At 37.7% G+C, this 15,954-nt stretch carries 14 protein-coding genes; 13 read left to right on the forward strand and 1 reads right to left on the reverse strand.

The genetic code is table 11. From position 1 onward, the window contains the following. Positions 1-51 precede the first annotated feature (51 nt). From infB to MM214_RS10710, 7 genes are all read left to right on the forward strand, one after another. Entirely contained in the window at positions 52-3,102 is a 3,051-nt protein-coding gene (infB, locus tag MM214_RS10680) for a translation initiation factor IF-2 (RefSeq protein ID WP_241295240.1), read from the forward strand. A 153-nt stretch (positions 3,103-3,255) separates the two neighbouring features. Continuing rightward, positions 3,256-3,438: a hypothetical protein gene (locus MM214_RS10685; protein ID WP_241295243.1), complete on the forward strand. Its 183-nt coding sequence runs from the start codon at positions 3,256-3,258 to the stop codon at positions 3,436-3,438. A gap of 304 nt (positions 3,439-3,742) precedes the next feature. After that, on the forward strand, positions 3,743-4,897 hold the full coding sequence (locus MM214_RS10690) for a DUF4221 family protein (RefSeq protein WP_241295246.1): 1,155 nt from the start codon (positions 3,743-3,745) through the stop codon (positions 4,895-4,897). A 386-nt stretch (positions 4,898-5,283) separates the two neighbouring features. Further along, on the forward strand, positions 5,284-5,823 hold the full coding sequence (locus MM214_RS10695; RefSeq protein WP_241295249.1) for a hypothetical protein: 540 nt from the start codon (positions 5,284-5,286) through the stop codon (positions 5,821-5,823). A gap of 553 nt (positions 5,824-6,376) precedes the next feature. Next, positions 6,377-7,492, forward strand: coding sequence for a hypothetical protein (locus tag MM214_RS10700; RefSeq protein WP_241295253.1), 1,116 nt, complete (start codon positions 6,377-6,379; stop codon positions 7,490-7,492). Positions 7,493-7,621: 129 nt separating this feature from the next. Next, a complete protein-coding gene (locus MM214_RS10705; RefSeq protein WP_241295256.1) occupies positions 7,622-7,921 on the forward strand; it encodes a type II toxin-antitoxin system RelE/ParE family toxin in 300 nt (99 codons plus the stop codon). Between the two features lie 2 nt (positions 7,922-7,923). Continuing rightward, the gene (locus MM214_RS10710; RefSeq protein ID WP_241295259.1) at positions 7,924-8,208 is read left to right on the forward strand and encodes an addiction module antidote protein; all 285 of its coding nucleotides are present in this window, start codon (positions 7,924-7,926) and stop codon (positions 8,206-8,208) included. A gap of 262 nt (positions 8,209-8,470) precedes the next feature. On the opposite strand, the gene MM214_RS10715 is transcribed toward MM214_RS10710, so the two are convergent. Next, entirely contained in the window at positions 8,471-10,099 is a 1,629-nt protein-coding gene (locus tag MM214_RS10715; protein ID WP_241295262.1) for a carbon starvation CstA family protein, read from the reverse strand. 254 nt (positions 10,100-10,353) lie between these two features. Between MM214_RS10715 and accD the strand changes: the two genes are divergently transcribed. From accD to murQ, 6 genes are all read left to right on the forward strand, one after another. Beyond that, positions 10,354-11,196: an acetyl-CoA carboxylase, carboxyltransferase subunit beta gene (gene accD / locus MM214_RS10720; RefSeq protein ID WP_241295265.1), complete on the forward strand. Its 843-nt coding sequence runs from the start codon at positions 10,354-10,356 to the stop codon at positions 11,194-11,196. Between the two features lie 144 nt (positions 11,197-11,340). After that, a complete protein-coding gene (gene nqrF / locus MM214_RS10725) occupies positions 11,341-12,645 on the forward strand; it encodes an NADH:ubiquinone reductase (Na(+)-transporting) subunit F (RefSeq protein ID WP_241295268.1) in 1,305 nt (434 codons plus the stop codon). 185 nt (positions 12,646-12,830) lie between these two features. Continuing rightward, positions 12,831-13,982 (forward strand): formimidoylglutamase, encoded by a 1,152-nt coding sequence (locus MM214_RS10730; protein WP_241295271.1) that lies wholly within the window; start codon positions 12,831-12,833, stop codon positions 13,980-13,982. Between the two features lie 2 nt (positions 13,983-13,984). Continuing rightward, a complete protein-coding gene (locus tag MM214_RS10735) occupies positions 13,985-14,215 on the forward strand; it encodes a cytochrome b5 domain-containing protein (RefSeq protein WP_241295551.1) in 231 nt (76 codons plus the stop codon). A 2-nt stretch (positions 14,216-14,217) separates the two neighbouring features. Next, positions 14,218-15,063: an N-acetylglucosamine kinase gene (locus tag MM214_RS10740; RefSeq protein WP_241295274.1), complete on the forward strand. Its 846-nt coding sequence runs from the start codon at positions 14,218-14,220 to the stop codon at positions 15,061-15,063. Continuing rightward, positions 15,060-15,866 (forward strand): N-acetylmuramic acid 6-phosphate etherase, encoded by an 807-nt coding sequence (gene murQ, locus MM214_RS10745; protein ID WP_241295277.1) that lies wholly within the window; start codon positions 15,060-15,062, stop codon positions 15,864-15,866. Before MM214_RS10740 ends, murQ begins: the two co-directional genes overlap by 4 nt. The last annotated feature ends 88 nt before the right edge of the window (positions 15,867-15,954 follow it).

Consider the following 15,954-nt stretch of genomic DNA (forward strand, 5'->3'; position numbering starts at 1 on the left):
CCAAATATAGGTCTTATATTTGCCAAAGAATTAGAAATAGGTTTTTAGCGTATGTCAGAAGAAAGAATGATGAGACTTGGCCAAGTTGCCAGAAAACTCAATGTAGGAATTTCTACATTGGTGGATTCTATGGCAAAAAAGGGCTTTGAAGTCGAAAATAATCCAAATTCCAAAATCAACATGGATCAATTCAACATGTTGGCGAAGGAATTCAAATCCTCTGCCCAAGAAAAGGAAGAGGCTTCTCATCTATCGATAGGTAAAAGACACCATGAGACTTTTACAATCGAGGCTGAGTCGGAGGCTCGGGAAGAGCCAAAGGCGGAGCCTGCCAAAAAGGTAGAGCCAGTCAAAGAGGAGAAGAAAGAAGTAACACCGCAGCCTGCAAAGCCAGAGCCTCCAGTTGCTAAAGTGGAAGATGAGCCAAAGCAATCTGTCGAAGCTCCAAAACTTCCAGGAATTAAGGTATTGGGTAAGATTGATCTGAATCCTAAAAAGGAGATTAAGCCTGAGCCTGTAAAGAAAGAAGAACCAGCTCCTAAGCCTGTGGCAAAGGAAATGACAGAAAAACCTATCTCTACGGAGAAAGTCGAAGAAAAAGTAGAAAACAAACCTCAGGCTGTGAAGCCTCAGCATCACGACAACGCTAAATCACAAAAACCTGCTTCTACTCCCACTTCGACTGACGCAAATACGCCAAAAGATAGACCAAAGCCGAAACAGGATTTTCAAAAACCAAATCCTAACCCACAGCCTAAGCCTCAGTCTCCACCTCAAGTGAAGGCTGAAGAAAAGCCTCAAGAAAAGGCAGAGAAACTTGATAAGCCGGCTCCAGAAGCAAATCAATTGATTGAAGCTAAAGCAGATTCTCTGAAAGGTCTTACGGTATTGGGTAAAATCGAGCTTCCTGTAGATAGAGCCAAGAAAAAGGGGAAACCTGTAGCTTCTTCCGATGAGAGAAATAAAGACAAAAAGAAGAGGGTTCGTAAAAGAATAGATAAAAATCCACAGGGACAGCCAAATAAGCCTGGTCAGCCTCAAAGTGGTGGGCATGGAGGACAGTCGAGACCTGCTGGTCAAGGCGGTGGCCAAGGTGCGCCAAGTGGTCAAGGTGGACAAGGAGGAGGTAATAATCCTCGTGACAGAAGAAATCAAAGCAATAGAGGTGGCAAAGGTACTCCTCAACAAAATAGGGTTCAAAAGGCAGAACCTACCCAAAAGGAAATTCAAGATCAGATCAAACAAACCCTTGCTAGACTACAAGGTGGGGGTAAATCTGGAGGAAAAGGAAAGAACAGAAGGGACAAGAAAGCCGAGAGAAATAGAGAATTTGAAGATGGACTTGAAGAAGGCAAGATATTAAAAGTAACGGAGTTTATCTCTGCGAATGACCTTGCATCTCTAATGGATGTATCTGTGAATCAGGTGATTTCAACTTGTATGTCATTGGGAATGTTCGTATCTATCAATCAAAGGCTTGACGCTGAGGCAATCACCATCATTGCAGATGAATTTGACTATGAGGTAGAGTTCACCAAGCCGGATGAGGAAGAGAACACTATCGAAGAGGTAGATAGCCCAGATGATCTATTGGATAGAGCACCTATCGTTACGATCATGGGTCACGTCGATCACGGTAAGACGTCTTTGCTTGATTATATCAGAAAATCAAAAATCACAGGCGATGAGGCAGGTGGTATCACACAGCACATCGGTGCTTATGATGTTACTACGACCAATGGAGATAAAATTGCGTTTTTGGATACACCAGGTCACGAAGCCTTTACAGCGATGAGGGCTAGGGGTGCCAAAATCACTGACGTAGCAATCATTGTGGTAGCTGCTGATGATGACATCATGCCACAGACCAAAGAAGCGATCAATCACGCTCAAGTAGCTGGTGTACCGATGATTTTCGCTATCAATAAGATCGATAAACCGAATGCTAATCCTAACAAAATCAAGGAGCAGCTAGCGAATATGAACCTTTTGGTGGAAGAATGGGGTGGTAAATACCAGTCTCAAGATATCTCTGCCAAAGTAGGAACTGGTATTGACGAATTACTCGAAAAGGTATTGCTTGAAGCTGAAGTTCTTGAACTCAAAGCTAACCCTAACAAAAATGCTGTAGGTACTGTAGTAGAAGCATCTTTGGATAAAGGGCGTGGATATGTAGCTACTGTTATGGTACAAGCAGGTACCTTGAGAGTTGGTGATGTGATGCTTGCTGGTCAGCATTATGGTAAAGTAAAAGCCATGACTGATCACAAAGGCAAAAGACTGAAAGAAGCTGGGCCTTCTACTCCAGTACAGGTACTCGGTCTTGCTGGTGCACCTCAAGCTGGTGATACCTTCAAGGTATTTGACTCTGAAAGAGAAGCTAGAGAAATCGCTAACTCAAGAGAACAAATACTTCGTGAGCAAAGCATGCGAACCAAGAAGCATATTACCTTGGATGAAATCGGTCGTCGTTTGGCAATCGGTAGCTTCAAGGAGCTCAACATCATCATCAAAGGTGACGTGGATGGATCAGTGGAAGCACTTTCTGATTCCTTATTGAAGTTGTCTAAAGATGAAGTGTCTGTCAATATCATCCATAAGGGTGTAGGTCAGATCTCTGAGTCAGATGTTCTTTTGGCATCTGCTTCTGATGCGATCATCCTAGGCTTCCAAGTGCGCCCTTCTTCCAATGCGAAGAGACTTGCTGAACAAGAAGAAATCGAAATCAGACATTACTCTATCATCTACGATGCGATCAATCAGATCAAAGATGCTATCGAGGGTATGCTTGAGCCTGAGTTTGAAGAAGTCATCACTGGTAACATTCAGGTGAGAGAAGTGTTCAAAATCTCTAAGGTAGGTACTGTAGCAGGTTCTTATGTGACGGATGGATATATCACACGTAAGAATAAAATCAGAGTTATCAGAGATGGTATCGTTATACATGATGGAGAGATCGATCAGTTGAAGCGATTCAAAGATGATGTAGCAGAAGTGAAGGCAGGATATGAGTGTGGTATTTCTATCAAGAAGTTCAACGATATCTTGATAGACGATACGATCGAAGGCTACATGATGCAAGAAATCAAGAGAAAGAAATAATAATAAATTGAAAAATATCAAAAAGGAACTTTCATTCGGAAGTTCCTTTTTTACTTTTGGTCTAGTTTGTCAACTCTTTTCCTACCAAGAAGGACTTGCATTATTTTTTATAGGATCTTGCTACGATATTAAACTAAATGATGAATTGGATTCATGAAAGAAGCAATAAGGATATTTCTAATTATACTTGCCATTTACAGTGGTGCATCTCTGATTCTAGGGTTGTATAGACCTGTATTGGTTCTTTGGTTCATGGATAGATTCAATCGGATGAAGGTGATTAAGGTGTATGGTTTGGCTTTGGTTGTTTTAATTGCCTTGATTTTGATTATCTAAGCTAAGGTTGGTTTTAGGTATTATGATTAATCACGATGACACCTAAAGGCGAATTTTCCAATAAAATCATGCAGATTATCGTTATTGGTCGATTTTTTTATAAACTGCATCAAAGGCTTAAAAATATAAGTGTTTTTGGCTACCGCTATGAAAGTTTTAATAGGTTATGTTAAGCTTAGATTTTTAAAGATTGAATAAAATGACACTTTTTTAAATCATTGAAAATAAGACGGGAAAAATTTATTATAAAAATAGTTTGAAATTAAATTTGATTTTCTTTTCTTCTCAATCAAATTTCAAATACATGAAGATCTTAATTTTTACAATTTCCTTAGTTTTATTATTTAGCATTGGATGTGGTAGCAAGATTAGTGAAGATTCAGATTCAAATCAAAAAAATGAATCATTTGAATACTTGAAATATAAACTGGATTACAAATTTACAATTACTTTAAAAGAAACTTCTACCTATTCAAGCAACCTTCAAGTTTATGAGAAGGATGATGAAGAGCTATTGCTATTTGCTGATGCAAAAAATAATGGTAGGATATTTTTCTTTAACATTAATAATGGAGCTTTGGTTGATAAAATTGAATTTGAGCTTGAAGGGCCAAATGGTATAGGACGTATGAATGGGTTTCATTATATCAATGAAGACACCATTTTAATTGTAAACAGTTTTCAATATAAGGTTTTACATCTCAACTCAACAGGTTCAATAATTGATAGATTTGATCTAAAAAGCCCCAATGGAAGTTTAAGTATCTTACCTCATCCCACATCAAAGAGTGTTTCTGGAATGATAGGGGATCAACTTTACATTAAAGGAGTAGGTGAAAAAAACCCTTATGAAAAGGATTATTATAATGAAATGAAAGTCACCCAAAAGCTTGATCTTCAAAATAGAAGTGTGAATAGCGGCATAGGTTTTCCAGAAAAATATCGAAACAATTACTTTCATCTTTCTACAGCAATAGAATTTTTTCAGGATGTAAAGCATAATTATATTTATCAGTCTTTTCCTTCAGAAGAAGAAGTATATGTTTACGATAAAGATTTTTCATTAATTAAGAGTTTTGGGGTGAATCATAGACTCGTTAAGCCTTTAGGTAAGGTTAAAGAATCAGATGTGAACTCGGACAATGGGTATAAAATGCTTTATTCTAATGGTAAATATACAGGGGTTTACGTAGATCTATATAAAAAATATCTCTATAGGGCAGCTGTTATACCCCCAATTAATCCAGACCAGTTTTCAAATTATAAAGAAATAAAAGACAATGTTAGACAAGGGTTAGTTATTTATGATTTGGAAAATGACAAAAAGATTGGGGAAGTGATTTTTGAAATCAATGAAGTGGACTTATTTCCAATGTATTTCATAGCAAAAGAAGGATTGTATGTTAGTAAAGAAGATCCAGATGAAAATGTAGTTCATTTTTACCTTTTAAGATTTTAGAACCAAAAAAATACTATACATGGACATTCGTCGAAGGAAATTTAAGTGAACTTTCTATTTTACTTTTTATGATTGTACGCTTCTTTGCCAGTAAATCAATTTATTGACTCATTCGGTGGCTAATGGTCAATATCCACAAATATCAAATATCAATTAATATCGGTATTTAGGTAAATCGGATTTTCTCAATGTTACTGGCAAAGTTCCGTATATACATATTACTTTTAAATAATAGTTTACATCCTAAGGATAAAATTAAACCTTTATCCCCGTCTTCTCAATTTCAACAAGAAATGGAAATTAAAGATTTTTTTAAATTTTAATTTTGCATCAATAAATTTTTACAAAATGTTCACTACATTTAGTGACCCAAAAATGCCTACGAATTGAGAAAAGTAATAGCCATATTTTTATTGTGCGTATTTTCGTTGTACCACTTTGGGTATTATGGATTCTATTATTCTTTTAATCATTCTCTAGAAGCTCATTGGGTGGATAAAATTTTTGATACGGAGGTAGAAGGTGAGGCTATGCTGGAAGTCCCCATGTCGGTTCCTTATATGGCTGATCAAGCTGATTTTCAAGCTACCAATACGAAATTTGAAAAAGATGGTAAATATTACCGAGCCATCAAGCAAAGATATCAAAATGATACCCTGCAGATCGTGTATGTCCCAGATACTGCAAAGCAAAAGCTTGACACAGTAGTCAAGCAATGGGTAGCTTCATTGATAACTGATGAAGTGCCGGCGGAAAATGGAAATTCCACCTTGTCGAAATTATTTGTTAAAGATTTTACACAGCCTGAGTATGCATATACATTCAGTGCTGGGTTAGATGATATCACGATTCTCATAGGTTACATTTTTTCAACTGATTATCAGATTTACATCAATAATATCACTCCTCCTCCCGAGTTAGTTTGACATTTTAATCATCCAAATCTATTTTCTTTCTAATCTTCAAGTATGGTTGTACTTGTGTATGCTTTCTTAGAATGATGTTAATCAAAGGGGTTTGTTGGACATTGTTTTTTGTAGGTAATATTACATGTACTATTCATTTATACAATTGGTAATTCTATTCGATTCGGCGAAAAGAATTGTCCTGTAGATTTTATTGAAATAGGTTTGGATGATTCTATGTTTTAATGATTACCTGAAATCCAAAGACCTTTAAAGTTTTTATTGACTACCAATCAGTTATTAGAATTAATCGATTGAAACCTAGAAGGTCTATTGTTGCTATAAATTTATAGGTTACAACATGCTCATGTGGATTTTAGGTATTAACCGAATTTACACCAATGAGAAGTGATTTCATGCAGATTTGACCTTATGATTGTATCTATTCTGGAAAACCAGAACATGTTTTCATTCAGTATCTGTATTTTGAAAATCTTTGATTAAGTTTTTCATTGGTGTTTTTTACGGATATACACACTAAGCTTTACTCCATTTGACATTCAATATTTATTTTATGAGAAAAAAATTACATTCACTCGTATTAGTATTAGCCATACTTATAATATATCATTCTGAGCTTAAAGCTCAAGGCTGCGTAGCAATCAGGCAATTTTCTGGCATTGGAAATGCTGTCGGTCAAGGGAATATTCTTGAGAAAGGCGAATGGAACATCAGTTCAAATTATCGATATTTCAGATCATTTCGTCACTTTAGTGGAAGAGAAGAGCATCCTCAAAGGGTTGCAAACAACACAGAAGTGATCAACTGGTCACATGGTCTGGATTTCAATATCAGCTATGCATTGACAGATCGAGCTTATGCTGTCGTTTCATTACCTTTTGCTTACAATGAAAGAAGCTCACTGTATGAACATGGAAGGAATTCTCGCCACATGACTTATTCTCAAGGCTTAGCTGATATGCGAGTGGGGGCTGGTTATTGGTTGCTACCTGGCGAAAAGGCTAAAAGAGGGAATACAGCTATCGGCCTCGGGATCAAATTACCAACAGGAGATTATAATGCTCAAAGTACTTTCTACAATGTGGGCCCAGGAGGTTCACCAGAAGTCAGGCCAGTGGATCAGTCCATTCAGCTTGGTGATGGAGGCTGGGGCTTGATCGTAGATACCCAAGGTATTTGGAATTTACCTTCCAATTTCTTTTTGTACTATGATGGCTTCTACATGTTCAATCCAAGAAATACGAATGGAACCCAGACAAATAGGGCTCGAGCTTCAGAAGCTATCATGAGTGTACCTGACCAATTCGCATTCAGAGCAGGTGTATTCAAGCCAATATCTTTTGCGCATGGCTTGGGACTTTCTCTAGGGGGAAGAGCTGAAGGTGTGCCAGTGAGAGATTTGTTAGGAGCAAGTGATGGATTTAGAAGGCCTGGATACATCATTTCAGTAGAGCCTGGTGTGAGCTACATGCTTGGAAACTTCACTACTACAGTCAATGTCCCCATCGCTTTGGTAAGAAACCGTACCAGAAGCCTGACAGATATAGCAGATTCTACCCCAGACAATCGCAGGCATGGAGATGCTGCCTTCGCAGATTACCTGATCAATGTAAATTTGGCTTGGAGGATTCCCAAGAGAGTGAAAGGGGTATTTAATAGTGTTGATTGATTTACAGTGTAACGCTAAATTAAAATCAGAGTGATGGAGTATTATAATTGATACCGCAATAAATATCAATTCAAATTGAATTTATCCAGAGAAATAGTTTAAATTTGTATCCAATTAGATACAATCGTTATGTTTTTTATTGAGAAAACCACTGAATTTGACAAATGGTTAAGGAAGGTAAGAGACCTCAAAGCAAAATCGAAGATTTTGTTTAGAATTCAGAAATTAGAGAATGATGAACATTTTGGTGATTGCGAATCAGTTGGAGATGGGATTCGAGAGTTGAAAGTGAATTTCGCAAAAGGTTATCGAGTGTATTTTAAAGAAAAAAATGGAAAGATAATCATTCTCTTATTAGGTGGAGATAAATCTACTCAGCAAAATGACATAAATAAAGCAAAAGCGATTTGGGGAAAATTAAATAGTTAAAAATGGGAACTTCAAAATTTGAAATAGCGGATTATTTAGACAGTAAGGAAATGATTGCGGAATATCTTAACACAGTGTTAGAAGAAGGGGACAACGCTGATGTGATTAATGCAATTGGACATATTGCAAAAGCAATCGGAATGACAAAAATTGCCGAAGAAACTGGAATGAGCAGACCGAGTTTATACAAAGCATTATCTGATGGAGCAAAACCGCAATTTGCTACGATAATGAAAGTTTTAAAAGCGATTGGCGGACAAATTCAAGTTCATCCAACTACAAGTTGATGTTGAGATGAATCTGAAATAAATGGATAAGTGTCAGTTTAAAAGTTTTGTTCACTAGTTTAATTTTAAAGGGCGGTTTGCTTTATATAACAAACCGCCCTTTAGTTTTCCTAGATGTAGGTGGTAGTTTCATATAAAGTGTCTGGAGATTATTCTAGTTGTTTTTCTCTTACATATTACTTAAAAGGGCGAAGTGTTAGGTTTTTCGATCTCTTTTGACAAGCCTCTGAATATACTAAAATGTGATTTTTTGAAAGAATGATCAGCTTTTCAAACCTATCTCCTTCCTTATACTCTTCACTGCCAGGAAAATAAGCGCAAAAGAAAGTAGAAATAGCACAATAGCAATTCCGGCGAGTACATAGACCTGATCTTGATAATTTTTCCAAGCAAACAATGCCAAAGAAGTCAATGTCACCGTGAACATAAAAAACATCGGAATCAAGACAAATGTGGCATTGGTTTTTTGCTTCATCAACCATACTGAAATCGTCAGTAAGGCTAAAGCTGCGAGCAGCTGATTAGCAGATCCAAATATCGGCCAGAGGATGCTGAATCCTCCCGATCCCAATAGCAAAACAGCAAGCGTGACAACTACTGAAGTGGATAGATACCTGTTTTGGGCTACCTTTGCCCCAATGGGATTCTTAATATCTTCAAAATATTCTTGCAGCGTGAATCTTGCTAGTCGGGTACAAGTATCTAAGGTTGTCAGTGCAAATGCAGAGACTGTCAATGCCACAAAGCCAATTGCAAAGTCTTCTGAGATGCCCAAGCTTGAAATAATATTGCCTAGGCCATTAGCAAATAAAGGTACAGGGCCTAAAGTTTCTATTTTCTCCAAGTACTCTGCTCTTGATAACACAATCACGGCTGCGATGGCGATAATGGCAAGAAAGGATTCTATCAACATCCCTCCAAAACCCACTATTTTGGCATCACTTTCTTTGTCAAGTTGCTTGGAAGTCGTGCCAGAAGCAACCAGTGAATGGAATCCACTGATAGCGCCACAAGCTATCGTGACAAACAGTACAGGAAATATGTACCCAAGATTTTCTGAGCTGATATGCACTTCTGAGTCCATGACTATTGCGGGATTTGCTATAACTACACCTACCACTGCAGCGATGATCAGTCCATAAAGTAAGAAGCTATTCAAGTAATCACGAGGCTGAAGCAACATAGATACAGGTGCCACTGATGCGATAAAAGCATACGCCAAGAGGATATATATCCACATTTGATAATCTATAGCCATGGGGATTTGCATTCCTAAATAGACAAAATAATACATCAAAGCTATTCCGATTACAGAAATCACTACAAATGCAAGCTTCTTGTCACCGATCAGTTTGCTTACTATTCCAAATGCTACAGCCAGAAGGATAAATAGCAAAGACGCTGAGGCGACCCCTGGATTACTGACAAAGGTTTTGGCAATGATATCTGCAAACACACCAATAATCAGGATCAATGTTGAGAAGCTAAAGAGAATGAAAAGTTGCTTTCCTCTATAGCCTATCGTATTTTGGATGATGACACCTATGGATTTTCCTTCATTTCTCAAAGAAGCAGCCATGCTTCCTAAGTCGTGCACTGCCCCAAAGAATATGCCGCCCACCAATATCCAAATCACTGCGGGGATCCAGCCAAAAGTCAATGCAATGATAGGCCCAACGATTGGGCCTGCCCCAGCGATTGATGCGAAATGATGTCCCAGCACCACAATGGGTTTGCTTGGGATGTAATCTATGCCGTCTTTTAAGGTATGAGCAGGAGAAGGCTTTTGGTTGTTCAGTCCAAATTTTCTATAAACATACTTGCCATATACAAAATAGGCAATCAGTAAGATTGATCCCGAGACTATAAGTAAAGAAAGTGTACTGTTCATATAGAAAATGGTGTGATTTAGAATATGAATATCTCCTTTATTTGGTAATTGTCAAAAGTTCAATAAAATGTTCTTGTGTATTGATTAATTACTTCCAGTTTTAATAATCTTTGATGATAGTTCAATAGGTTGATTTTTAGTAATTTAATGATGTTTTGATGTACATACTTGACTTGGGGATTTTATTTAATGGATATTACCTATAAATTTGTAATCCTTGAATTTCATTTTAAGGTGAAAACTTAAAGAAATATATGGCTTGGTTTAAAAGAACAGATAAAGGAATAAAGACCTCTACGGAGGAAAAGAAGGATGCTCCTGACGGCTTGTGGTTCAAAACACCAAAAGGAAATATCATTCATACCAGAGAGCTTAAGCAAAACTCTTATGTATGTCCTGACGATGATTATCATGTCAAAATAGGCTCTAAAGAGTACTTTGAGATATTGTTTGATGGTAATAAATTCAAAGAGCTAGATGCAAATATGAAGTCAGGTGATCCATTGAAATTCGTGGATACCAAGCCATACAGCTCAAGAATTGATGCTACTATAAGCAAGACTGAACTCAATGATGCAGTCAGATCGGCGGTAGGAAAAATGAATGGGATTGACCTAGTCGTAGCATGTATGGACTTTAATTTTATTGGAGGGTCGATGGGTTCTGTGGTAGGAGAGAAGATAGGCAGAGCGATAGACTATTCGTTAAAAGAGAAAATACCATTTTTGATGATTTCCAAATCAGGTGGAGCCAGAATGATGGAAGCTGGATTCAGCTTGATGCAGATGGCTAAGACTTCTGCCAAGCTAGCTTTGCTAGAAAAAGCAGGGATTCCATACATTTCACTTTTGACCGATCCTACTACAGGAGGGGTGACCGCTTCATATGCCATGTTAGGTGATTTTAATATAGCTGAGCCAGGAGCATTGATAGGTTTTGCAGGGCCAAGAGTGATTAGAGAAACTATCGGTAAAGATTTACCAAAAGGATTCCAAAGTTCTGAATTTGTACTTGAACATGGATTTTTGGATTTTATCATCGATAGGAGGCAGTTGAAGAACAGATTGACTACTTTGCTAAACCTCTTGAACAACTAATCAGTTGTACCTATAGCTAAATACCAGATAAATAGTCAAAATTCGTTACGAATATGGTCGATTTTATCTATTAATAAATATATTTGTATTCCCTAAGTGGGTCTGAAATACTGAAAAATAAAAAAGTAAAAATCAATCTAATAAATGGGTTCAGTAATTATTACCTCGATAGTAGCATTTACTTTGATTATTCTGCTACTCGTTTTTATCCTTTTGTTTGCTCAGTCTAAGCTGGTTTCATCTGGAGATGTGAAGATCATCATCAATGGTGATGAGAGCAATCCTATTGTGACTTCAGCAGGTTCGACCTTGTTGAACACCTTGAGTAACAAAAAAATCTTCTTGCCATCAGCTTGTGGTGGTGGAGGTACTTGCGCCATGTGTAAGTGTGTGATCGAAGACGGTGGTGGTGAAGTTCTTCCAACAGAAGAAGGTCACTTGAGCAGAGCTGAGAAGCAAGGAAAGGTCAGACTTTCTTGCCAGGTCAAAGTAAAACAAGACATGAAAATCAGAGTTCCAGAAGAAATTTTTGGAATTAAGAAGTGGGAATGCGAAGTTATTTCCAACTACAACGTGTCTACATTTATCAAAGAATTTAAAGTAAAACTTCCAGAGGGTGAGACTCTTGATTTCGAATCTGGTGGTTATATTCAGATAGATGTTCCATCTGTCACAGTGAATTTCAAGGATATGGATATCACTCCACATCCAGAGTTGGGTCACCCAGCTGACGTTTATCAAAGCGACTGGGATAAATTCGGTCTATGGGACTTGGTAATGAAAAATGATGAGGAGCTATTCAGAGCTTACTCCATGGCCAACCACCCTGCTGAAGGTAACATCGTGATGCTTACTATTAGGATTGCTACTCCACCGTGGGATCGTGCAAATAACAAATGGATGGATGTAAATCCTGGTGTTTGCTCTTCTTATGTATTCTCTAAGAAGCCAGGTGACAAAGTAACTATTTCAGGGCCTTATGGGGAATTCCACATCAATCCTACAAATAGAGAGATGATTTATATCGGTGGTGGTGCTGGGATGGCTCCTTTGAGATCTCATATCTTCCACTTGTTCCACACAGAGAAATCTGACAGAAAGGTGTCTTACTGGTATGGTGGTAGATCTAAGAAGGAATTGTTCTACGTGCCTCATTTCAGAGCGATTGAAGAAGATTTCCCTAATTTCGCCTTCCACATTGGTCTTTCTGAGCCACTTCCTGAAGATAACTGGAAGGTTAAAAAGTCGCTTGAGGACAAAGAAGGTGATGGTTATGTAGGATTTATACACCAAGTATTGTATGATAACTACCTGAAAGATCACCCTGAGCCAGACGAGGTTGAATTCTACTTATGTGGTCCTCCATTGATGAACGCAGCAGTATTGAAGTTGCTAGATGATATGGGTGTTCCTCAAGAGAATATCAGATTCGATGACTTCGGAGGATAATATAAATTGAGTCCCGCTTTTGCGGGACTTTTTTATTTCCCTCTCATTTTTTTGACTATTTTTGGGTTGAGCTATCTATTAATTATGGAATCAGGTGGCACTTGTGCGTACAAGTCAAATAGCTATTCTGAGAACATTACCAGATAAATAATTGATTCCATTAGACCTTTGAGTATAATATACCTATGAATATCAAGTCATTCTTTGATCCAGTTCCCGAAGAAATCACCAATCAAAAATTTGCTCACAATTCTTTCTTTAATTTTATACACTATCATGGTGAAGTCTTTCCTGATATCAAAGGTGTACAGCTTGCTATCATTGGATTGAAAGAAAAGCGTGGTATGAAAAATGCCAATACCCTTGAGCAAGGAAGTGCTGAAATCAGGGAAAAGTTGTACCACCTCAAAAAAGGCGAAGGCTTGTATAAAGTGGTCGATTTGGGTGATTTGAAATCTGGAGAAACAATCGATGAGTCTATAAGTATTATTAGTGCAGTTGGAGAGTTTTTGATTAAACGTCAAGTCCTCCCGATTTTTATAGGCGGAACTCATGATTTAGACTATGGTCAATACCTCGCTTATCAAAATATGAAAAAACTAGTAAGTATGGTGACTGTAGATGCTAAAATCGATATGGATGAAGACGGGTTGCCTTGTGAAAACCACATACAGAATATTATACTACATCAGCCCAATTTTCTTTTTAATTATACTCATTTGGCTTATCAAAGCTTTTTAGTAGATAAAGATTTGATCAATGTGATGGAAAAGCTCTATTTTGATCATATTCGATTAGGGGCATTAAGAAGTAACTTTAAGGAAATAGAACCACTTATTCGAAATGCTGACTTATTGAGTTTTGATGTATCAGCGATTCACACAGCTGATGCTCCAGGAGCTGCAGATGGTCAGCCATTCGGTCTGACAGGCGATGAAGCTTGCCAAATATGTAGATTTGCAGGGATGAATGAGAAGTTGAGTTCATTTGGGATCTATGGTTATCAGCCATATTATGATGATCCAAGGCACAAGACAGCTTCTGTGATAGCAACGATGATCTGGTACTTCATAGAGGGGTTTTATGATAGAAAAGATAGTCTGAGCTTCAAAAGCAATGATTACATTAAATATACCGTCTCACTAGATGCAAATCCGTCCTTGATTATTTTTTATAAAAGTAAAAGAAGTGAAAAATGGTGGATGGAAATACCTCAAAATGATAACGATAGATTTGAACGTACTACTATCATACCTTGCAGCTATCAAGATTATCAAATGGCTCAATCTGGTGAAATTCCTGAGCGCTGGATCAATGCTCAGTTGAAGTTGTTTTGATGATGAAGTCTTACACTAAACAGCAGCTTGCATTGAGAAACGGGCAGGATAAACCCGAAATCTGGGTTGCATATAAGGGGAAAATCTATGACTTAAGCGAATCGAGACTTTGGAAAAATGGCAAACATTATGAACATTGGGCTGGACAAGATCTTACAGATGAGCTTGTTGATGCGCCACACACTGAAGCCGTTTTTGGTAAATTTTCTACGATTGGAATTTTAATAAATTAAACATGATATTAATAGCAGACAGTGGTTCCAGCAAAACTGATTGGAGAATTATAGATATTGAAGGAAATATTTCACAGCACAGAACGGTGGGATTTAATCCTACTTATCAGACTGAACATGAAATGCTATCTATTTTGGAAAGTGATGAAGTGTTGTCTGCGATGACTGCCGATGTCAAAATGATATATTATTACGGAGCGGGTTGTTCAAGTGATAAGATGAAGCATCAAGTACAATTGTCGCTTTCTGGTGTATTTCCAAATGCTGAAATTGAAGTTGATCATGACCTTTTGGCAGCTGCTCGAGCCACGGCGGGTGACGAGCCAGGGATAGTTTCTATACTAGGTACAGGTTCAAATAGTTGCTATTATGATGGATATGATATAGCTGTTTCCATGTATGCCCCTGGCTTTATTTTGGGCGATGAAGGAGGAGGGTCTTATGTAGGCAAGCAATTTTTGAAAGATTTCATCCATGATGAAATTCCTCCTCATATAATGAAATTAGCCATAGAAGAGTTAAACCTAGATTATGACGAAATCATTGATAGAGTTTACAAGCATGCATTTCCAGGAAGGTACATGGCCAGTTTTTGTAGATTTATAACCAAGTATCATTCCGATCCATATTGTTATAAGCTTTATTATGATGCTTTTCAAGATTTTTTCAAAACCTATGTTATGAAATTTCCGGACTATGAATCAAAGAAGATATTTTTTGTGGGGTCTATTGCGTTCTATAATAGTGATATACTCCGACAAGCAGCGGCTGATCTTGGTCTTAATGTGAACATGATACTCGAAGGCCCTATAGCTGGTCTTACTTTATACCATAAAAGCAAACTATGAGTACTACCGAAAGTAATTCGCTCTATGACCACTTGGAATTAGCAGATACCCGCACAATTTTAAGAAATATCAATCAAGAGGACGCCAAGGTTGCTCTTGCTGTAGAGAAGGTATTGCCTCAAATTGAGTATTTGGTAGAAGAAATTGTCCCAAGAATGCAAAACGGAGGGAGATTGTTTTACATCGGTGCAGGTACAAGTGGTAGACTAGGTATTCTGGACGCCTCCGAGTGTCCACCTACTTTTGGTGTGTCGCATGATCTAGTAGTGGGAATCATTGCTGGCGGAGACAAGGCCATTCGTAAAGCTGTAGAAAATGCTGAAGATGATGCAAATCAAGCTTGGATAGATATTCAATCATTTGGATTCAATGAACAAGATACTGTAATCGGTATCGCAGCATCTGGTACTACTCCATATGTTTTAGGAGGAGTAAAAGCTGCCCGAGAAGAAGGACTTTTGACAGGTTGTATTACCTGTAATGCAAATTCTCCATTGGCTTCAGAAGTAAAGATCGCTATCGAAGTAGTAGTAGGGCCTGAATTTATCACAGGAAGTACACGGATGAAAGCAGGGACAGCTCAAAAGCTAGTACTAAACATGATTTCTACTACAGTGATGATCAAGTTAGGTAGGATAAAAGGTAATAAAATGGTGGATATGCAACTTTCAAACGAGAAGTTAATAAAGAGAGGTGTGAGAATGATCATGGAAGCCACTGATCTTCAAGAGGCTGAAGCTAAAGAATACTTACTGAAACTCGGTTCCGTAAGATCGGCTGTAGAAGCTTTTTATCAAAAATAATACTTACCTTTGCATCCCGCATAAAAAAGGTGGTTCAATAGTTGCCTTTTTTATTGCTTCCATTAATAAAATACAGCAGAGATGCTGA

This window comes from Belliella kenyensis (assembly GCF_022549675.1).
Taxonomy (GTDB): domain Bacteria; phylum Bacteroidota; class Bacteroidia; order Cytophagales; family Cyclobacteriaceae; genus Belliella; species Belliella kenyensis.

Bases quoted from the DNA above. Each gene is read 5' to 3' on its own strand.
- MM214_RS10710 (WP_241295259.1), top strand. From the start codon at position 7,924: ATGGGAACTTCAAAATTTGAAATAGCGGATTATTTAGACAGTAAGGAA.
- MM214_RS10730 (WP_241295271.1), top strand. From the start codon at position 12,831: ATGAATATCAAGTCATTCTTTGATCCAGTTCCCGAAGAAATCACCAAT.
- infB (WP_241295240.1), top strand. From the start codon at position 52: ATGTCAGAAGAAAGAATGATGAGACTTGGCCAAGTTGCCAGAAAACTC.
- MM214_RS10715 (WP_241295262.1), bottom strand. From the start codon at position 10,099: ATGAACAGTACACTTTCTTTACTTATAGTCTCGGGATCAATCTTACTG.
- nqrF (WP_241295268.1), top strand. From the start codon at position 11,341: ATGGGTTCAGTAATTATTACCTCGATAGTAGCATTTACTTTGATTATT.
- MM214_RS10740 (WP_241295274.1), top strand. From the start codon at position 14,218: ATGATATTAATAGCAGACAGTGGTTCCAGCAAAACTGATTGGAGAATT.
- MM214_RS10700 (WP_241295253.1), top strand. From the start codon at position 6,377: ATGAGAAAAAAATTACATTCACTCGTATTAGTATTAGCCATACTTATA.
- MM214_RS10705 (WP_241295256.1), top strand. From the start codon at position 7,622: ATGTTTTTTATTGAGAAAACCACTGAATTTGACAAATGGTTAAGGAAG.
- MM214_RS10735 (WP_241295551.1), top strand. From the start codon at position 13,985: ATGAAGTCTTACACTAAACAGCAGCTTGCATTGAGAAACGGGCAGGAT.
- MM214_RS10690 (WP_241295246.1), top strand. From the start codon at position 3,743: ATGAAGATCTTAATTTTTACAATTTCCTTAGTTTTATTATTTAGCATT.
- accD (WP_241295265.1), top strand. From the start codon at position 10,354: ATGGCTTGGTTTAAAAGAACAGATAAAGGAATAAAGACCTCTACGGAG.
- murQ (WP_241295277.1), top strand. From the start codon at position 15,060: ATGAGTACTACCGAAAGTAATTCGCTCTATGACCACTTGGAATTAGCA.
- MM214_RS10685 (WP_241295243.1), top strand. From the start codon at position 3,256: ATGAAAGAAGCAATAAGGATATTTCTAATTATACTTGCCATTTACAGT.